At 66.6% G+C, this 19,419-nt stretch carries 18 protein-coding genes; 10 read left to right on the top strand and 8 right to left on the bottom strand.

What is annotated here, in order from left to right:
• Positions 1-2: 2 nt before the first annotated feature.
• Positions 3-548: a GNAT family N-acetyltransferase gene (locus WJ16_RS09815; RefSeq protein ID WP_069258021.1), complete on the top strand. Its 546-nt coding sequence runs from the start codon at positions 3-5 to the stop codon at positions 546-548.
• Positions 549-720: 172 nt separating this feature from the next.
• Here the strand turns inward: WJ16_RS09815 and WJ16_RS09810 are convergent, their stop codons facing one another.
• From WJ16_RS09810 to WJ16_RS09790, 5 genes are all read right to left on the bottom strand, one after another.
• Positions 721-1,503 (bottom strand): peptidylprolyl isomerase, encoded by a 783-nt coding sequence (locus WJ16_RS09810; protein WP_069256899.1) that lies wholly within the window; start codon positions 1,501-1,503, stop codon positions 721-723.
• Between the two features lie 18 nt (positions 1,504-1,521).
• Positions 1,522-1,830 (bottom strand): BolA family protein, encoded by a 309-nt coding sequence (locus WJ16_RS09805; RefSeq protein ID WP_069256898.1) that lies wholly within the window; start codon positions 1,828-1,830, stop codon positions 1,522-1,524.
• A 1-nt stretch (position 1,831) separates the two neighbouring features.
• A complete protein-coding gene (locus tag WJ16_RS09800; RefSeq protein WP_069256897.1) occupies positions 1,832-2,362 on the bottom strand; it encodes a septation protein A in 531 nt (176 codons plus the stop codon).
• 129 nt (positions 2,363-2,491) lie between these two features.
• Positions 2,492-2,923: a peptide-methionine (R)-S-oxide reductase MsrB gene (msrB, locus tag WJ16_RS09795; RefSeq protein ID WP_006478590.1), complete on the bottom strand. Its 432-nt coding sequence runs from the start codon at positions 2,921-2,923 to the stop codon at positions 2,492-2,494.
• A gap of 44 nt (positions 2,924-2,967) precedes the next feature.
• Entirely contained in the window at positions 2,968-4,536 is a 1,569-nt protein-coding gene (locus WJ16_RS09790) for a protein adenylyltransferase SelO (protein WP_069256896.1), read from the bottom strand.
• Between the two features lie 146 nt (positions 4,537-4,682).
• Here WJ16_RS09790 and WJ16_RS09785 point away from each other — a divergent pair, with 146 nt between their 5' ends.
• The 5 genes from WJ16_RS09785 to WJ16_RS09765 all read left to right on the top strand — a co-directional run bounded on the left by WJ16_RS09785 (position 4,683) and on the right by WJ16_RS09765 (position 12,166).
• Complete coding sequence (locus WJ16_RS09785; RefSeq protein WP_069256895.1) at positions 4,683-6,326, top strand: 3-(methylthio)propionyl-CoA ligase; 1,644 nt, start codon at positions 4,683-4,685, stop codon at positions 6,324-6,326.
• A 190-nt stretch (positions 6,327-6,516) separates the two neighbouring features.
• Positions 6,517-8,601: a 3-hydroxyacyl-CoA dehydrogenase NAD-binding domain-containing protein gene (locus WJ16_RS09780; protein WP_069256894.1), complete on the top strand. Its 2,085-nt coding sequence runs from the start codon at positions 6,517-6,519 to the stop codon at positions 8,599-8,601.
• A 43-nt stretch (positions 8,602-8,644) separates the two neighbouring features.
• Entirely contained in the window at positions 8,645-9,277 is a 633-nt protein-coding gene (gene pncA / locus WJ16_RS09775; RefSeq protein WP_069256893.1) for a bifunctional nicotinamidase/pyrazinamidase, read from the top strand.
• A gap of 48 nt (positions 9,278-9,325) precedes the next feature.
• Positions 9,326-10,504, top strand: coding sequence for an acetyl-CoA C-acyltransferase (locus WJ16_RS09770; protein ID WP_069256892.1), 1,179 nt, complete (start codon positions 9,326-9,328; stop codon positions 10,502-10,504).
• Between the two features lie 261 nt (positions 10,505-10,765).
• Positions 10,766-12,166 carry a sensor domain-containing diguanylate cyclase gene (locus WJ16_RS09765; protein WP_069256891.1) on the top strand — a complete coding sequence of 467 codons (1,401 nt, stop codon included), beginning with the start codon at positions 10,766-10,768 and terminating at the stop codon, positions 12,164-12,166.
• Between the two features lie 167 nt (positions 12,167-12,333).
• Here WJ16_RS09765 and WJ16_RS09760 read toward each other — a convergent pair whose 3' ends face one another.
• Complete coding sequence (locus WJ16_RS09760) at positions 12,334-14,460, bottom strand: glucosidase family protein (RefSeq protein ID WP_069256890.1); 2,127 nt, start codon at positions 14,458-14,460, stop codon at positions 12,334-12,336.
• Between the two features lie 779 nt (positions 14,461-15,239).
• Here WJ16_RS09760 and WJ16_RS09755 point away from each other — a divergent pair.
• Positions 15,240-15,770 carry an isochorismatase family protein gene (locus WJ16_RS09755; RefSeq protein ID WP_069256889.1) on the top strand — a complete coding sequence of 177 codons (531 nt, stop codon included), beginning with the start codon at positions 15,240-15,242 and terminating at the stop codon, positions 15,768-15,770.
• Between the two features lie 71 nt (positions 15,771-15,841).
• On the opposite strand, the gene WJ16_RS09750 is transcribed toward WJ16_RS09755, so the two are convergent.
• Together WJ16_RS09750 and WJ16_RS35925 are read right to left on the bottom strand one after the other, a co-directional pair.
• On the bottom strand, positions 15,842-16,762 hold the full coding sequence (locus tag WJ16_RS09750) for a recombination-associated protein RdgC (RefSeq protein ID WP_069256888.1): 921 nt from the start codon (positions 16,760-16,762) through the stop codon (positions 15,842-15,844).
• A 231-nt stretch (positions 16,763-16,993) separates the two neighbouring features.
• Complete coding sequence (locus WJ16_RS35925) at positions 16,994-17,308, bottom strand: Arm DNA-binding domain-containing protein (RefSeq protein WP_367648826.1); 315 nt, start codon at positions 17,306-17,308, stop codon at positions 16,994-16,996.
• 118 nt (positions 17,309-17,426) lie between these two features.
• Between WJ16_RS35925 and WJ16_RS09745 the strand changes: the two genes are divergently transcribed.
• The 3 genes from WJ16_RS09745 (at position 17,427) to WJ16_RS09735 (ending at position 19,387) form a co-directional block, all read left to right on the top strand.
• Positions 17,427-17,741 (top strand): Dabb family protein, encoded by a 315-nt coding sequence (locus tag WJ16_RS09745; protein ID WP_027787175.1) that lies wholly within the window; start codon positions 17,427-17,429, stop codon positions 17,739-17,741.
• On the top strand, positions 17,738-18,217 hold the full coding sequence (locus WJ16_RS09740; RefSeq protein WP_069256887.1) for a PaaI family thioesterase: 480 nt from the start codon (positions 17,738-17,740) through the stop codon (positions 18,215-18,217). Before WJ16_RS09745 ends, WJ16_RS09740 begins: the two co-directional genes overlap by 4 nt.
• A 210-nt stretch (positions 18,218-18,427) precedes the next feature.
• Positions 18,428-19,387, top strand: coding sequence for an alpha/beta hydrolase (locus WJ16_RS09735; protein WP_069256886.1), 960 nt, complete (start codon positions 18,428-18,430; stop codon positions 19,385-19,387).
• Positions 19,388-19,419 lie beyond the last annotated feature (32 nt).

Here is a 19,419-nt window from a genome sequence, read left to right as displayed (position 1 = left end):
GGATGATGTTCGATCCGCACGCACCGGTCGAGGTCGTCACGCTGCGCGATGCGCGCGCGAGCGAGGCCGACGCGATCGGCCGCGTGATCGTCGCCGCGTTCGCGCTCGCGCCGGAAGGCGGGCAGTTCGAACGGCGGATCGTCGATACGCTGCGTGCGGACGGTGCGCTGAGCGTGTCGCTCGTCGCGGAGCGCGAAGGCCGTCTGATCGGGCATGTCGCGTTCTCGCCGGTGTCGATCGGTGGCGAGCCGTCCGGCAGCCAGCGCTGGTACGGACTGGCACCGCTCGCGGTGCTGCCCGACTGCCAGCGGCAGAGCGTCGGCGCGGGGCTCGTGCGCACGGGGCTCGACGCGCTGCGCCGGCTCGGCGCGCGCGGCTGCGTGTTGCTCGGGGACCCCGCGTACTACGCGCGCTTCGGCTTTGCGCCGTCCGGCGACATCGTGTTCCCGGGCGTGCCGCCCGCGTATTTCCTCGCGCTGTCGCTCGACGATTCGGCGCCGCGGCCGTCGGGCGACGTTCGCTATCACGACGTGTTCTATCCCGCGTAGCCTGCGCTTGCGGTGCGCGCGAATCCGGCACGGAAAAGGCCGCTCTTTGGAGCGGCCTTTTCTTTTTTGCTGGACTGCAAGCGCATCGTGACGCACCCGCAGGCAGTGCACGGGAAAAGAAAAAACCGCTCCGAAGAGCGGCTTTTCGATGCAGTGGCGACGAGCGCCGGCGTTACTGGATCTTTGCCTGCTGACGCAGACCTTCCTCGAACGCCTGCAGCTTCTGCTGCACGAGCTGCTGCGCGATCTGCGCCTTCACCTGGTCGAACGGCGGCGGCGCGATGTCGCGGATGTCGTCGACGCGGATGATGTGCCAGCCGAACTGCGTCTTCACCGGCGTGTCGGTCATCTGGCCTTTCTGCAGCTTCTGCGCGGCCGCCGCGAATTCCGGCACGTACGCCTTCGGATCGGACCAGTCGAGATCGCCGCCGTTCTTGCCCGAACCCGGATCCTTCGAGTATTGCTTCGCGAGATCCTCGAACTTCGCGCCGGCCTTGATCTTCGCGATCAGGTCCTTCGCCTGCTGCTCGTTGTCGACGAGGATGTGGTGCAGATGGTATTCGCGATTGCCGCCTGCGCCCTTGACGAGATCGTCGTAGCGCGCTTTCACTTCGGCGTCGGTCGGCTGGTTCTTCTTCAGGAAGCTCTCGATCATCGAACGCAGCACGACGGTCTGCTGCGCGACGGCGACCTGCGCCTTCACGTCCGGACGGTTCGGGATGCCTTCGCGAATCGCTTCCTGCATCAGGATTTCGCGGTTCACGAGTTCCTGGCGCACGGCCTGCTGCAGTTGCGGGCTGTCGGTCTGGCCTTGCTGGACGAGCTGCGCAACCATCGCGTCGGCGCGCGATTTCGGAATCGGCGTGCCGTTGACGACGGCGATGTTCTGGGCAAATGCCGGTGCCGCTGCAAAGGCAGCCGCCGCGACCCACAGGCGGGGGGATTTCAGGATCATCGGGAATTCCTAATGAGACTAGATTGAAGATTCGTTGAATTCTTCGGGCGTATAAGCCACGATCGCGAGCGCGTGAATGCCGCGCTGCATCGCATCAGCGAGCGCATCATACACCAGCCGGTGCCGCGCGACGCGCGGCTTGCCCGCGAAGGCGGCCGACACGATCGTGACCGTGAAGTGGCCGCCGGCGGACGCGCCAGCGTGGCCCGCGTGCTGCGCGCTGTCGTCGCGCACGGTGAGCGACAGCGGGGCCAGCGAGGCCGTGAGACGCGCTTCGATCAGCGCGATGCGCTCGTCGGGCGACGCGTGGAGAAAGGCGTCCGTCATGTCACTCGTCCTTCATGTATTTCGTGAGCCACAGGCTCTGCAGGATGATGAATACGACCATCGCGCCCGTCGTGCCGAACAGCTTGAAGTTCACCCACTGCGATTCGGTGAAGTTGTGCACCACGTACAGGTTCGCGACGCCGAGCACCGCGAAGAACAGCGCCCAGGCCACGTTCAGCTTGTCCCACACGGGGTGCGGCAGCGTGAGCTGCTTGCCCATCATCTTCTCGATCAGGTTTTTGCCGAACGCATAGCGCGCGGCGAGCAGCCCGATCGCAAACAGCCAGTACAGCACAGTCGGTTTCCATTGAATGAATTTCTCGTCATGCAGGACGAGGGTGGCGCCGCCGAACACGACGATCACGCCGAGGCTGACCCACAGCATCGTGTCGACCTTCCGGTGCCGGAAGGCCACCCACGCGACCTGGGCCAGCGTCGCGACGATCGCGACGGCAGTGGCGGTAAAGATGCCCCAGACCTTGAAGGCGGCAAAAAACAGGATGATCGGAAACAGATCGAACAGGAATTTCATGGCGCTCGCAGCTGCGTGAAAGGCCGCTTGCGCGGCCGTTCACCGTTGTAGGGACCCGCCAGGCATCGCCGGAGCGAAGCGGGGCGGCCGGCCCGAGGCTGGCTGCCCGGCCGGTCCGCCCGGCGCCGCTCATTCGTTTTCGGGTCGGGACTCGAAGTTTAACGCAGCCGAATTGATGCAGTACCGCAAACCGGTCTTGTCGCGCGGGCCGTCCTCGAAGACGTGGCCGAGATGCGCGCCGCAGTGGTTGCAGCGCACCTCGACGCGCACCATCCCGTGCGAGTAGTCGACCTTTTCGTCGATCACCTCGCCGTTGAGCGGCTTGAAATAGCTGGGCCAGCCGCAGCCCGAGTGGAACTTCGCGCCGGATTCGAACAGCGGTGTGCTGCAGACGACGCATTTGTAGATGCCGGCATCCTCGGTGTCGGTGTATTCGCCGGTGAACGCGCGTTCGGTCGCCGCGTGCTGCGTGACCTCGTACTGCATCGGCGTGAGCCGGCGGCGCAGTTCGGCGTCGTCCTTCTGGTACGGGAAGGTCTTGTCGTCGGAATCGTGGGACATGTGGGGTTCTCCTGATCGGTCGGTCGATACGCGCGGGTCGGGGCTCACGACGAGCAGCTCACTTCGAGCGACCCGGCCCAGTCGGGCGGCAACGCCGCATACGCTTCATGCTCCGGTTGTTCGTCGAACGGCCGGCGCAGGATCTGCGCGAGCCGCTCGACTTCCGAAAAATCCTTTTCCTTCGCGCGCCGGATCGCGACTTCGGCCAGATGGTTGCGCAATACGTATTTCGGGTTCGCGCGATTCATCGCGGCCGCACGTGCGGCGTCGTCGCGCGTTTCCTCGGACAGCCGCGCGCGGTAGAGGTTCGCCCAGGCGTCGAACGCGTCGCGGTCGATGAACAGGTCGCGCACGGGCGCGTCGCGGCTCGCATCGTGCTTCGAGATCTGCGCGAGCCGGCGGAACGTCAGCGTGAAATCCGCATGGCTCGCATGCATCGTCTCGAGCAGCTTGTTGGCGAGTTCCGCATCGTTTTCGCGTTCGAGCGCGAGGCCGAGCTTCGCGCGCATCGCGCGTTCGAGCGCGGGGCCGAAGCGCTCCGGGAACTTCGCGAGCACGGCCTGCGCGTCCTCCACCGCACGCTCGGCGCGCGCATCGTCGTCGGCGATGCCGTGCTGCAGCCCGATCAGCGGCAGCAGCGCCTGCGCGAGACAGTAGCAGTTCCAGTGCGCGATGCGCGGCTGCATCCGGTACGCGTAGCGGCCGCCGTTATCGGAGTGGTTGCAGATGTGGTTCGCGTCGAACGCATCGACGAAGCCGAACGGGCCGTAGTCGATCGTCACGCCGAGGATCGACATGTTGTCGGTGTTCATCACGCCGTGGCAGAAGCCGACGGCCTGCCACTGCGCGACGAGGTCGGCCGTGCGCAGCGTCGCGGCTTCGAGCAGCGCGAGGTACGGATCGTCGGCGCGGCGGCAGTCCGGGTAGAAGCGGTCGATCACGTGATCGGCGAGCTGGCGCAGCAGGTCGGGGCGATCGTTCGAGAAGAAGTGCTCGAAGTGGCCGAAGCGCACGAAGCTCTCCGACACGCGCGTGACGACTGCCGACGTCTCGATCTCCTCGCGCACCACCGGCTGGTCGGAGCCGATCACGGTCAGCGCGCGCGTGGTCGGAATGCCGAGGTGATGCATCGCTTCCGAACACAGGAATTCGCGGATCGACGAGCGCAGCACCGCGCGGCCGTCGCCCATCCGCGAGTACGGTGTGCGGCCGCTGCCTTTGAGCTGCAGCTCGTAGCGGCGGCCGTCCGTGCCGGTGCGCTCGCCGATCGTCAGCGCGCGGCCGTCGCCGAGCTGGCCGGCCCATACGCCGAACTGGTGGCCGGAATACACCGATGCATACGGCATCGCGTGCGCGGGCCAGTCGCGCGTCGGGTTGCCGGCGAACAGCTCGGCGAAGCCGGGCTGCGCGGCGATCGACGGCGGCAGGTCGAGCAGCTGCGCGACTTCGCCGGAAAAGCCGACGACGTACGGCGCGGCGAGCGGCGCGGCCGGCAGTCGCGTATGAAACGCGTCGCCGAGCGCGACGAATGCGCCGGCGGCGGGCGCGCCGAGCGTGGCGGCGAGGTCGGGGAGGGTGTCAGCCGGATCGGCTGCGCTTCGGGAAAACGACATGTTGAGCGCCTCTGGGTAAGCCGATATTGTAAGGCGGCGCCGCGCCGCCCGCATGGCGGCCCGCGCACCGGGCGCGACGCCCGTCCGGGGCCGCCGACGGGCGCGCGGCACAGGCACCGATTCGCATCCTCACGGAGAACAAGACGATGGGTAAGCCGTTGCTGGGCCAGATGATGGACATGCCGTTGCTGGTGTCCTCGCTGATTTCGCATGCCGCGCGACACGCCGGCGACACCGAGATCGTGTCGAAGCGCGTGGAAGGCGATCTGCATCGCTACACGTACCGCGATTGCGAACGCCGCGCGAAGCAGCTGGCGCAGGCGCTCGCGCGGCTCGGCGTCGAAACCGGCGATCGCGTCGGCACGCTCGCATGGAACGGCTACCGGCATCTGGAAGCGTATTACGGGATCGGCGGCATGGGCGCCGTGTGCCACACGATCAATCCGCGCCTGTTTCCCGAGCAGATCGCGTACATCGTCAATCACGCGGAAGACCGCTACGTCTTCTTCGACATCAATTTCGCGCCGCTCGTCGATGCCATCGCGCCGCAATGCCCGCACGTGAAAGGCTGGATCGCGATGACGGACGCCGCGCACCTGCCTGCCGGCACGACACCGTTCCTCTGCTACGAAACGCTCGTCGAAGCGGAAGACGGCCGCTACGACTGGCCGCGTCTCGACGAGCAGCAGGCGTCGGGGCTCTGCTACACGTCGGGCACGACCGGCAACCCGAAGGGCGTGCTGTATTCGCACCGCTCGACCGTCCTGCACGCGTACGGCGCCGCGCTGCCCGACGCGATGAACCTGTCCGCGATGGACGCGGTGCTGCCCGTCGTGCCGATGTTCCACGTCAACGCATGGGGGCTGCCGTACGCGGTGCCGCTCACCGGCGGCAAGCTCGTGCTGCCGGGCAAGGATCTCGACGGGAAATCGCTGTACGCGCTGATGGAAGCCGAGCGCGTGACGTTCTCCGCGGGCGTGCCGACCGTGTGGCTCGGCCTGCTCAACTACATGCGCGAAGCCGGCGTGCGTTTCTCGACGCTGAACCGCACGGTGATCGGCGGCTCCGCGTGCCCGCCCGCGATGCTGCGCACCTTCGAGGACGAATACGGCGTGCGCGTGATCCACGCGTGGGGGATGACCGAACTGTCGCCGCTCGGCACGCTTGCGAAGCTCAACTGGGCGCAGTCGCAGCGGCCGCTCGACGCGCAGCGCAAGCTGCTCGAGAAGCAGGGGCGCGTGATCTGCGGTGTCGACATGCGGATCGTCGGCGAGGACGGCCGCGAGCTGCCGTGGGACGGTGTCGCGTTCGGCGAATTGCAGGTGCGCGGCCCGTGGGTGATCGACCACTACTTTCGCGGCGATACGTCGCCGCTGTCGGACGGCTGGTTCCCGACCGGCGACGTCGCGACGATCGACCCCGACGGCTTCCTGCAGATCACCGACCGCAGCAAGGACGTGATCAAGTCCGGCGGCGAGTGGATCAGCTCGATCGACGTCGAGAACGTCGCGATCGCGCACCCGGGTGTCGCCGAGGCCGCCTGCATCGCCTGCGCGCACCCGAAATGGACCGAGCGGCCGCTGCTCGTCGTGGTGCCGCGCGAAGGGGCGAACCTGACCCGCGACGCGCTGCTCGCGTTCTACGAAGGCAAGGTCGCGAAATGGTGGATTCCCGACGACGTCGTGTTCGTCGAATCGCTGCCGCACACCGCGACCGGCAAGCTGCAGAAGCTGAAGCTGCGCGAGACGTTCCGCGATTACGTGTTGCCGACGGCGGTCTGCGAGCCGTAACGTCGTCGTCCGGGCCGGAAGCGGCCCGCGAGCCGGTCGCCCGATCCGACCCCGGATCGGGAATACAAAATCAAATTGAACGACCGTGCTTTTTCGTTGTATGCTGCCTCAGTTCATTTGGACATGCGGCTGTTCGACCGCGCACAATGAAGCGCAGCCACCCCGGCGCGCGATGCATGGAGGCAGGCAGATGGCAGTGGATTACTCGACTCGCGACGGCGTGGCCGTCCTTACGCTCAACAATCCGCCCGTCAACGGGCTCGGCCTGTCGACCCGTCAGGGCGTCATGGACGCGCTCGATCGCGCCGCGCAGGACCCGTCGGTCACGGCCATCGTGCTGACCGGCGCGGGACGCGCATTCTCGGGCGGCGCCGACATCACCGAATTCAACACGCCGAAGGCGCTGCAGGAGCCGACGCTGCACACCGTGATCCGCGCGGTGGAGGCGAGCGCGAAGCCCGTCGTCGCGGCGCTGCACAGCGTCGTGATGGGCGGCGGCCTCGAGCTCGCGCTCGGCGCGCACTACCGCGTCGCGGCGCCCGGCGCGCAGGTCGCGCTGCCCGAGGTGAAGCTCGGCCTGCTGCCGGGCGCGGGCGGCACGCAACGCCTGCCGCGCGCGGTGGGGCTCGAGACCGCGCTGAACATGATCGTGTCGGGCGCGCCGGTGCCGTCCGAGCAACTCGCGAAGAGCGGGCTGTTCGACGAAATGGCCGACGGCGACCTGCTCGACGCGGCCGTCGCGTTCGCGCGCAAGGTCGGGGCGCAGAGCGGCCCGCATCCGCGCGTGCGCGATCGCAAGATCGTCCATGCGAACGCCGCGGGCTTCATCCAGTTCGCGCGCAATTCCGCGAAGGCCGCCGCACCGAATTTCCCCGCGCCGCACAAGTGTATCGACGCGATCGAAGCGGGCGTGCTGCACGGCTTCGACAAGGGCAGCATCGCCGAGCGCGACGGTTTCGTCGCGCTGATGATGACGCCGGAAAGCCGCGCGCTGCGGCACGCGTTCTTCGGCGAGCGCGCGGCGAGCAAGATTCCCGACGTGCCGTCCGATACGCCCCTGCGCGAGATCCGCCGCGTCGGCGTGATCGGCGCGGGCACGATGGGCGGCGGGATCGCGATGAACTTCATCAACGCGGGCCTGCCCGTCACGCTGCTCGAGACGAAGCAGGAGGCGCTCGAGCGTGGCGTCGCGACGATCCGCAAGAACTACGACGCGCAGGTGAAGAAGGGCAAGCTCACGCAGGAGAAGCTCGACGCGCGCATGGCGCTGATCACGCCGACGCTGTCCTACGACGACCTGAAGGACGCCGACCTGATCGTCGAGGCCGTGTTCGAGGAACTCGGCGTGAAGGAGCAGGTGTTCAGGAAGCTCGACGAGGTGGCGAAGGCGGGCGCGATCCTCGCGTCGAACACGTCGACGCTCGACGTCGACAAGATCGCGGCGTTCACGAAGCGCCCGCAGGACGTCGTCGGCATGCACTTCTTCAGCCCGGCGAACGTGATGAAGTTGCTCGAGGTCGTGCGCGGCGCGCAGACCGCGAAGGACGTGCTCGCCACCGTGATGGCGGTTGCGAAGAAGATCCGCAAGACGGCGGTCGTGTCGGGCGTGTGCGACGGCTTCATCGGCAACCGGATGATCGAGCAGTACATCCGCCAGGCACTCTTCATGCTCGAGGAAGGCGCGCTGCCCGCGCAGGTCGATCGCGCGATCGAGAAATTCGGTTTCGCGATGGGGCCGTTCCGAATGAGCGACTTGGCCGGCAACGACATCGGCTGGGCGATCCGCAAGCGCCGCTACGTCGAGCAGCCCGACCTGCACTATTCGAAGATCGCCGACCGCCTGTGCGAGCAGGGCCGTTTCGGCCAGAAGACGGGCGCCGGCTGGTACGACTACGTGCCGGGCGATCGCAAGGCGAAGCCGTCGTCGCTCGTCGACGAGATGGTCGTCGCGTATTCGAAGGAGCGCGGCGTCGAGCGGCGCAAGATCGGCGACGACGAGATCGTCGAGCGGCTCGTGTTCGCGCTCGTGAACGAAGGCGCGAAGATCCTCGAGGAGAAGATCGCGTCGAAGGCGTCCGACATCGACATGGTCTACCTGACCGGCTACGGCTTCCCGCTGTGGCGCGGCGGCCCGATGCTGTATGCGGACACGGTCGGCCTCTACAACGTCGAGCGCGCGATTCGCCGTTATGCGGCCGCACCGAACGGCGACGCGTGGCAGCTCGCGCCGTCGATCGCGGAGCTGGCGAAGGCCGGCCGCGGGTTCAACGGCTGACGCGCCGGATCGCCGCGCGACCGATCCTGTCTGGAGACACGCAATGAAATGCACCGACGACGTCCTGCTCGTGATCGACGTGCAATACGACTTCATGCCGGGCGGCGCACTCGCGGTGCCGGACGGCGACGCGGTCGTGCCGGTGATCAACGCGCTCGCGCAGCGCTTCGACCAGGTCGTGCTGACGCAGGACTGGCACCCGCGCGAGCACGTGTCGTTCGCGGCGAACCATCCGGGACGCGAGCCGTTCTCGACGCTCGCGCTGCCGTACGGCGAGCAGGTGCTGTGGCCCGTGCACTGCGTGCAGGACACCGACGGCGCGGCGCTGCATCGCGATCTCGACGTCCCGCATGCGCGGCTCGTGATCCGCAAGGGCGGCGACGCGCAGGTCGACAGCTATTCCGCGTTCGTCGAAGCCGACCGCACGACGCGCACGGGGCTCGCGGGCTATCTGCGCGAGCTCGGTGCGAAGCGCGTGTGGTGCTGCGGGCTTGCGACCGACTATTGCGTCGCGTGGTCGGCGCTCGATGCGCGTGCGGCCGGTTTCGAAGCCGCGGTGATCAACGATGCGTGCCGTGCGATCGACCTGAACGGGTCGCTCGCCCACGCGTGGCAGCAGATGCAGGCAGCGGGCGTCGCGCATGTGACGTCCGCGGGCGCGCGCCCGGCGGCGTAGCGCATCCCCCCATTCGATTCAGTACAAGCAGGACCGAAGGAGACTCGCATGACCGAAGCCGTAATCGTATCGACCGCCCGCACGCCGCTGGCGAAATCCTGGCGCGGTGCCTTCAACATGACGCACGGCGCGACGCTCGGCGGCCACGTGGTCGCGGCCGCGCTCGAACGCGCGAAGCTCGACCCCGCGCGCGTCGAGGACGTGATCATGGGCTGCGCGAACCCCGAAGGCGCGACCGGCGCGAACATCGCGCGGCAGATCGCGCTGCGCGCCGGGCTGCCCGTGACGGTGCCGGGGATGACGGTGAACCGCTTCTGTTCGTCGGGGCTGCAGACGATCGCGCTGGCCGCGCAGCGGATCATCGCGGGCGAAGGCGAAGTGTATGTGGCAGGCGGCGTCGAATCGATCTCGTGCGTGCAGAACGAGATGAACCACCACATGATCCAGGAAGGCTGGCTTGCCCAGCACAAGCCCGAGATCTACTGGAACATGCTGCAGACGGCCGAGAACGTCGCGAAGCGCTACGGCATCTCGAAGGCGCGGCAGGACGAGTACGGCGTGCAGTCGCAACTGCGCGCCGCGGCCGCGCAGGAAGCCGGGCGCTTTCGCGACGAGATCGTGCCGATCACGGTGCTCGCGGGTATCGCCGACAAGGCGACGGGCCGGCTGTTCACGAAGGAAGTGACGGTCTCGGCCGACGAAGGGATCCGCCCCGACACGACGCTCGAGGGCGTGTCGAAGATCCGCTCGGGGGTGCCGGGCGGCGTGATCACCGCCGGCAACGCGAGCCAGTTCTCGGACGGCGCGTCGGCGTGCGTCGTGATGCGTGCCGACGCCGCGCAGCGCGAAGGGCTGCAGCCGCTCGGCGTGTTCCGCGGTTTCGCGGTGGCCGGCTGCGAGCCGGACGAGATGGGCATCGGCCCGGTGTTCGCGGTGCCGAAGCTGCTGAAGCAGGCGGGGCTGAAGGTCGACGATATCGGCCTGTGGGAACTGAACGAAGCGTTCGCGGTGCAGGTGCTGTACTGCCGCGACACGCTGGGGATTCCTGACGACCGCCTGAACGTGAACGGCGGCGCGATCGCAGTCGGCCATCCGTACGGCGTGTCGGGCGCGCGCCTGACGGGCCATGCGCTGATCGAAGGCAAGCGGCGCGGCGTGAAGTACGTGGTCGTCACGATGTGCATCGGCGGCGGCCAGGGTGCGGCCGGCCTGTTCGAAATCCTCTGATCTTCGGCAGGTGGCGGCCGCCGGGGTTCGCTCCCGCGAAGCCGGCGGCCGCGACGCGAATCGGCGCGACCGGCGCCATTCGAAACCATCGGGAAGCAGACGGCATGCGCCCGGCAATGCCGTTTCCCCTTACTTGTCAAACGAATTGCCCCACCTATACTAGCTCTGACATTTGCCTTTCGGCACGATGGGCAGGATCGCGCATTACGCGATCCGTGCCGCGAAGGTTCGAACCAACGCAGCAGACCGACCGGGGACCGAATGAGTACGACCTATGCAGCCGGGGAACCGCCGCGCGTCGTCAGCGCGGCCGCGAGGCTCTACGCGAAATGCCTGCTGGTCGGATTCGCGTTGCTGCCCGCCTATCTGATCGCCTACCTGTGGTTCTTCAGCGACCCGCACGTCGTGTTCGAGAACCACGCATTCCATGAAATCGCGATCGCGGCCGCGACCCTCGAGGGCGCGTTCGTCACCTACGTGACGTGGGTGTGCTACCGGTCGTCCGGCGAGCCGCTGCTGCGCTGGCTGACACTCGGCTTTCTCGGCTTCGCGATGATCTATGCGCTGCACGGTGCGTTCACCGGGATGGCGCATCACAATATCTGGCTGTTCCTGCTGTACGGGCCCGCGTCGCGGCTCGTGATGGCGATCCTGCTGCTCACGGGCCTGCTGTCGTATTCGCGTCCGCCCGATCGGCTCGACAAGCGCACGAGTGCGCGGACGTGGCTGCCGTGGGTCGTGTTCTTCGTGATCGTCAATGGGGTCGTGGCGTTCATCGCGTATTCGCCCGTCGCGGGCGCGCCGGGCACGCGGCTGTCGATGGAAGGCGGCGCGCTCGTGTTCTCGCTGCTGAACGTCGCCGTGCTGCTCGCGCGGCGCATCCGCTCGCCGCTGATGGTGATCTATGGCGTGTCGATCATGGCGTTCGCGCTGTCGTCGCTCGCGTTCATCCTCGGCAAGCCGTGGAATCACATGTGGTGGCTCGCGCACGCGATTTTCGCGTGCGGCTTCTTCCTGCTCAGCTACGGCGTCGTGCAGGCGCTGCAGACGACCCGCTCGTTTTCGGCGATCTACAGCCAGGAAGACCTGATGAGCCGGCTGTCGGAATCGATGGCGCGCACCGAGAGCGCACTGCAGGAGCTGCGGCGCACGAACCAGAAGCTCGAATACATGGCTGCTACCGACCCGATGACGGGCGCGTCGAACCGCCGGCAGTTCATCGCGCAGGTCGAGCGCGAGATGGTGCGGGCTGAGCGCGACGGGACGCCGTTCTGCCTGCTCGCGCTCGATCTCGACAATTTCAAGCACATCAACGATGCGTACGGGCATCAGATCGGCGACGAAGTGCTGCGCGGCGTCGTGCGCCAGTGTCTCGACGCGATCCGCCCGTCCGGCGGGCTCGCGCGGGTCGGCGGCGAGGAGTTCATGGCGCTGCTGCCGGACATGCCGCTCGAAGGCGCGCGGATGACGGCCGAGCGCGTGCGTTCGTCGATCGCGAGTTCGCCGTTCGGGCTCGATTTCAAGCGCGTGCAGGTGACGGTCAGCGTCGGCGTCGCGCAATACGGGGCCGACGGCAGCACGGTCGATGCGCTGCTGCGCGTGGTCGACGAACGGTTGTATCAGGCGAAGCGGGAAGGGCGGAACCGGGTCGTGTCGCGGTGACGCCAGTTGGTGCGGCACGCGGGCATCGCTGACCGGACGCAGGGCATCCGGCAACATGGTCGTGCGGAAGCGGCACCGATCGCTTCAATGTCTGCTGAAGCCCCGGGGGCGGCAACGCTCCCGGGGCTTTTGCATGCACGACGCCCGGCAAGGTGGCTGGCGACGCGTCAGCGCGCCGCCAGGGCCGTCGCATCCTGCGTCTGCTGCGACGCCTGCCACCAGAACTTGCCCGCGCGCTGCTGCGGATCGCGGATCGCGAGATACGTCGTACTCCAGAGCTGCGCCGCGTTCGCCTCGGTCGCGTCCGCGCTGCGCGTGCCGAATGCGTCGGTCTGGTACTTGCCGTTCACGTAGGACCACGTCCACATCTCCGACGTCCGCATGTCGCGTCCGTTCGAGATCACCTGCCAGATCGTCTGCCGCGCCTGCGTGAGCAGCGTGCGTGTCGCGGCCGACAGGTCCTGGCGCGCGAGCTGGCGATCGAGGCCGGCCACCCACATCGCCTGCTGCCACGACCAGATCACCGTGCCGTGATACGCGGAGCTCGTGAATTTCGGCCAGAGCGCCTGGTTCGCATACGCCGGGTTCGCGATCAGCATGCCGGCATCGGTCACGAGCCCGGTCGGGAACGGCCGCGTGACGTCGGCGACGATCCGCTGAAGCTCGTCGTCGGGCGGCGTGCCGAACAGCAGCGCGAAGCCGCCGTCCGAATTCATCACCGGAACCGGATTGCCCTGCTGGTCGAGCGACAGTGCGTAGAACGTCAGCGGTGCGCCCGGGGCGGCGCCGGCCGGCACGCCCGCGGACGGCGCATAGGCCGACACGTCGGCGGCTGCCTGCGCGGCCGGCACGCTGACCTGGAACAGCGGCGGTGCCTGGGTTTCCCACGTGGCCGCCTGGCTGGCCGTGTTGGCGAGCGTCGCGCGCTGACCGGCATCCAGGTACGGATCGAGCAGCCCGCGCGTGAGGAACGCGTTCGCCGCACGCAACGCGGCCGGTACGAGTACCGCGTTCACGTCGTACGGGTACACGCCGCCGCCGAGCCCGTCGGTGCTGTCGCGCCAGTTGCCGACGATCTCGCCGGGCCGCAGGTGGATCAGGTTCGCGACCGACGGCTGCTGCGCGAACGGCTGCGCGGTCGTCGCGACGTGCAGCAGGTTGACGACCAGACGGCTGCCGTTGGTCTGCCCGTCGCTGCCGCGCTGGGCCAGATACGCGGCCGCGCGGGCCTGGCCGCGCGTGTCGTCGATCAGCCACGCGGCCGCGATCGGCGCGAGCAGGTAGTCGCTGTCGATCATCTTGTAGTCGTAAGTCGGCGTCGGATCGTTCGTCCGTCCGTTCTTCTGGTTGTCGACGAGCGCGAATTCGCCGATGCCTTCCTCGTGCGCGACCTTGCCGTCCGCCGACAGCCGGCTCAGCACCGACGACAGCCCGGCCTCGATCGCCGCGGGCTCCAGCACGGGCATCAGCATGCGCACCGAGATCAGCGTGTCGCGGCCGAAGTAGGTGTCGTATTGCCACGAGCCCGCAAGCAGCTTGTCGTGGAAACTCAGGAATTCGAGCACGTTCTGGCTTACCGGGTCCGGGTTCACCGACGGCGCGAGCAGGTCGGCGCGCGTGATCGGCGACAACGGCGTCTCGCCCGACAGCGCATCGACGTGCAGCTTCAGCGTGCGCGAGCCCGCCGGTGCGTTCAGCACCAGCTTGCCGCCCGCTGCCGGCGTGATGCTGCCGCCGTCGCGCAATGTGATGCGCAGCGAATAACCTGGTGCGCCGTCGATCCGGTCGCGCTGCCATTGCGCGGCGCTGCCCTGGACCGTCGGCGCGGTGAGGATCTGCTGCGGAATCGTTGCGCCGCCGTTGAAATCGCGCAGGAAGCGCACGTTGCTCAGCACGCTCTGCCGGATCGTCAGCGTGTTGGTATCCACCGACACGTCGGCGCCGATGCCGTACAGCGGACGGCCGTGCGTGTCGGGCGCCGACAGCGCGGACGGCGGCGTGTCGAGGCTCCAGTTCACCGGCTGCGCGGTGTCGTCGAACCACAGCCCGGTGCCGCTGTTGCCGGCGGGGAAGACGACGAGCAGGCGCGGTTTCGTCGACGAACGCACCAGCAGGTGCGCGGCGACCTTGTCCTGCCGGAAGAACGCGTTGATCTGGCCGCCGGTGTCCATGCGGAACGACAGCGCGGCGGTGTTCGACGGCGGGGTGTTCGAATTGAGGTCGTCGCCGTTACAGGCCGCTAGCAGGCCGGCGCAGATGAAACCCGTACACAGCGATTTCGCGAAGCGATGCATATCATGTCCCTCCTGATGACTGGCGATCTTTATGAGAATGATTGAACGAGCGCTGCTCGGTCTGCCTCGTCTGGATTTGCAGCATTCCCGGAGATTATTGAATTAATCCGGGTGTGATTCTGGGGTGAATTGAATGGGAATAATTGATTGGTAGTTAATTCCGGAATCGAAAACAAAAGGAGATGCTGCCCCGGCTGGGCATGAAGGACTTCTCTGCCGGCGTCTCGGTGCCGTGCCGACACCAGTACGTGCGCGGCGTGGAAAAAGAAACGTAAGTCGTTGCAGGGGATTCTAAAGTTTGGATAAAGTCGAAGTCAATGTTGATTTGATGGAATTCGAATAATGTTCTGAAATGGAGTTGCAATTATTGCTTGCCTGGTCGGTAAAATATGCGAATTAGTGAGCTAATGGAAGGCGCGCCGATTATCAGGTTTATCGGGGGCCGAGTGGTAATCGGTGTCCGTAAGAGTGATTGATTCCGAACCGGCATCGAATCGTGGCGGTTCGCCAGTCGCCGTGTCTCGGGCGGTGTAAATGGAACGCGCGGAATGCGGTGAACTCGGCGATATCGGGCGGGGAGCAAACGACGTTCCTGCGATCGTGCCAACAGTGTCGGCAAGTTTGGTAGGCTCGGGCTTGCCTCTGCTTATCGAATTGACGCAGTCGGCCGTTGATGCGATTCGATATCCGTTTTGGCGGGGCCGACGATTTTGCGACAAAGCGACGCGTCATCGATGCTCGATGGCGGTTGACGTCGCGCTCACTCCGGAGAATGCGCCGTGCTGCACGTACCCGACGATTCGGTAGTCGTACTGGTTGATTTTCAGACGCGGCTGATGCCGGTGATTCACGAAGGCGAAGCGGTCGTCATGCAGGCTGTCCGGCTGGCCCATATTGCACAGATACTCGACGTGCCGGTGATGGGTACCGAGCAGAGCCCCGTTCAGCTGGGCCGGAACGTACCGGACATCAAGGCGCTGTGTTCGAGCACCGTCGTCAAGGACCATTTCGACGCATGCGCGGAGGGTTTGGTCGATGCATTGCCGGCCGGGCGCAATAGCGTCATCGTCGCCGGTTGCGAGGCACACGTGTGCGTGTTGCAGACGGCTTTCGGATTGTTGCGCAGCGGCCGCGAAGTCACGGTGGTTGGCGATGCGGTGGGGTCGCGCAGGACGACCGACCGGGATGCTGGGATTGCCCGGCTCGGGGCAGCGGGGGCGCAAATCGCGACGGTCGAGATGATCGGGTTCGAATGGCTGGGCTCCAGCCGGCATCCGCGTTTTCGCGATGTGCTGCGCCTGATCAAATGAGTGGCGGCGCCGGCGCGGCGGTTCGAAACCTCACCCCGCGTGGGGGCGACGTTTCTCGGCCGCGACGGCGTTCAGGCTGCGGCCTGATGAACCGCGTCGAGCCGCTCGCCACCCAGGATATCGACGAGACTGGTCAACATCCGCCCCAATTCACCGGTCATCAGCGTGATATCCGAGTCGAAGCGTTCCGCGTCGTTCTGTGCGGTCGGATCCGCTGCTTCCTTGATCACGTCGAGCGGCGTCACGCGCTTGATCGTCAGCGACGGCGTCAGCACGAAGGAGATCCGGTTGTCCCAGGTCATCGCCAGGCGCATGCATTGTTTGCCGGCTTCGATGTGCCGGCGCATGTCGTTCGCTTCCAGCGCGTGGCCGACATATCGCACCGTGGCGCCGCCTTCGCCGCTCGAGCGCAATTCGGCATCCTGGTCCACGGTGAAGCCGCCCGGCGCCTCGCCGGACAACAGCCAGTCCGTCATCGCGGCGACCGGCGAAAGCGCGACCTGAACACCGGCGAGCGGCAACTGGTCGATCGATTTGACGAGCAGGCCACGAACGTCGTCGGCAAGCGCCTGTGCGGCGGCATCGATGACGAGCCAGCCGTTTACCGTATCGATCCACACGCGGGTATCGCGGCGAATGCTGAACGCGCGCGGGAGCAGTTCGTCGGTCACCTGCTCCTTGAGTTCGCGCATCTGTTTTCGCCCGACCTTGAAGCCCTGCTGTTCCTCGACTTCAAGTGCCCGGGCCTTGGTCACCTGATTGACGACCGACGCCGGGAGCAGCTTCTTTTCGGCACGGAACGTCAGCAACATCTGCCGGTTGATCGAATACACCAGTGCATCGTCGTCACGCGGCGACGCCCATCCGAAGCGCTGCATCTCGATGCTGCTGCCCGGCTGAAACGCGTAGGGCGCCAGCCATTTTTCCATCTGATCGGGGGTGACGGCCCAAGGTGCAGGAAGACGATGAAGCTGAAGGTTCTTGAACCACATAGGAGGACGGGCAAAGCGCTCCATTCTATATGACGGTGATGCTTGCGGTGCGGATTTGGTCGGTCGGGGGATGGGGCGGACTGTTGGTGGTTGTCGCGCTGGGTAGGTGGGTGTCGCTCGACAAAATTGCCACGGAAAGGAAGCCATGCGCTTCGCCACGGTCCGTCAAAGGAGGCAGATCGTGTGCGGCGACCGAGCGCATGGGGCGTTTCCTACGGATACGCATCGGCTTCAAATATGGGCGGATTCTCGCCGAAGTGCCGCTCGGTCCACGTCGTCCGCTTCTTCTTCAGCCACTCGTCGCCGAGTGCTCGAAAAGTTTCTTTGCCTTCGTTGATACGCGCCGACAGGACTCGTTCTGTACTTGTGTCGCCAGAGCCGGGAGCCGGACGGCTTCACCCACAGATCCAGTCCATCGAAGTCGACAAGTTTGATAGGCTTGTCGTCCACCTTTGCTTGCCGGATCTTGACGTCGTCAAATGGCACGGTGAGAAAGCAGGTATCGTCTTCGGCTGATCGGAACGATACCCGCTTTATCACCCGCATCTTTCACAGCCGGACCCAATTTCTTGCGAATGCAAGCGAACGGCGGAAGGGCGTAAGATCCCCGATTGGCAAGGGTGACAGGCAAGTCGCCGAACCAGAACGAACAGGAGCAACCGAAGTGATCCGACATATCGTCATGTGGAAGTTGAAGGAATCGGCCGAAGGCGCCACACGCGCGCAGAACGCGCTGAAGCTGAAGGAAAAGCTCGAAGGCTGCCGCGACCTCGTGCCGGGCACGCTGCAGATCGACGTCGGCGTGGCGACGCCGGGCCTCGACGCGACCGCCGACATCGTGCTCGTGTCCGATTTCGCGGACAAGGCCGCGCTCGACGCGTACCAGGTGCACCCGGTTCACCAGGAAGTGAAGAAATTCGTGGTCGCGGTGGCCGAATCGCGCGAATGCGTCGACTATATCGTCGACAGCGCACGATGAGCGACGCGGCAACCCCGACGGACGGCCCGTCGATCGAAAGCCCGTTCGTCGACCTGCTCGGCGTGCAACTCGTGTCGGCAAAGGACGGGGCGAGCGAGATCGTGTTGCCGCTCGAAGACAGGCACATGAACACGTGGAGCATCGCGCACGGCGGCGTGACGATGACGCTCGCGGACATCGCGCTCGCGATGGCGGCGCGCAGCCTGACGGACGACGGCATCGGCGTCGTGACGGTCGAGATGAAGGTGAACTTCATGCAGCCGGGGCGCGGCGAATTGCGCGCTTACGGGCGCGTGATGCACCGGTCGACGACGATGGCCTACTGCGAAGGCGAAGTGCGCGACAGCGACGGCAATTTCGTCGCGAAGGCGCTCGGCACGTTCAAGTACATGCGGCGGCTCGCGGTCGGCCGCGACATCAAGCGGCAACGCTCGCGCACGGCGCCGGACGCCCAGCCCGGCCCGAGCGACGCGTAATCAAGCACTTGGCGCACGGCCTTGCCGCTACATCGGCAGGGCCGTTTCGTTTGTGCGAAGCGCGCGCGTACGCCGAAAAGCGAAAAGCATTTCGCGACGGAGCCGGGGGGGCCGCGCAGGCGCGACACGCATGCCGCGCCTGCGCGGCGCGGGCGTGGCATCATGTGACGCTTGTCCGTTCACGGCGTCGCACCGGCGCCGTCCTTACCGATGCCGCTGAATCCGAAGATCGCCCAGGTGCTCGACATGATCGAGCGCGCGAAACGCCCGTCCTACCACCACCAGTCGCCGCAGCAGGCGCGCGCCGCGTACGAGAAGAGCGCGCCGATCCTCGACGTCGCACCGGCGCCGATGCATTCGGTCGAGGAATGCGTCGTGCCGACGCGCGACGGCCGCACGATCGGGGCGCGGCTGTATCTGCCGGTCGCGCCGAGCCTCGCGGAACCGCTGCCGGCGCTCGTCTACTACCACGGCGGCGGCTTCACGGTGGGCAGCGTCGATACGCACGACGCGCTGTGCCGGATGTTCGCGCATGATGCGCAATGCGCGGTGCTGTCGGTCGGCTACCGGCTGGCGCCCGAGCACCGGTTCCCGACCGCGGTGAACGATGCCGACGATGCCCTGCAATGGCTGCATCGCGAGGCCGCGACGTTCGGCATCGATGCCGAACGGCTGGCCGTGGGCGGCGACAGTGCGGGCGGCACGCTCGCGACCGTCTGCGCGGTGCTCGCGCGCGACGCGGGCATTCGTCTTGCGCTGCAGATGCTGATCTACCCGGGCGTGACGGGCTACCAGGACACCGCATCGCATGCGCGGCTCGCGAGCGGCTATTTGCTGACGCAGGACACGATCCAGTGGTTCTTCACGCAGTACGTGCGCGACCGGGCGGACCGCGACGACTGGCGTTTCGCGCCGCTCGACGGCACGCGCGATGCGCCGTCGTTCGCGGGCGTCGCGCCGGCGTGGATCGCGACGGCCGAATACGATCCGCTGAGCGACGAGGGCGCCGCCTATGCGCAGAAGTTGCGCGCGGCCGGCAATGCGGTCACGCTGGTCTGCTATCCGGGGATGATCCACGAATTCTTCAAGATGGGCGGCTACGTACCCGAGGTGCGGGCCGCGCATGCCGACGCGGTCGCGGCGCTGAAGGCCGCGTTCGACGACATCTGACGTCGGGTGTTTGACGGCGCACGCGCCGCTTG

It is taken from the genome of Burkholderia metallica (assembly GCF_001718555.1).
GTDB lineage: Bacteria > Pseudomonadota > Gammaproteobacteria > Burkholderiales > Burkholderiaceae > Burkholderia > Burkholderia metallica.
The sequence above is the reverse complement of the archived record's forward strand: the minus strand, read 5'-3'. Positions and strand labels throughout refer to the sequence as shown.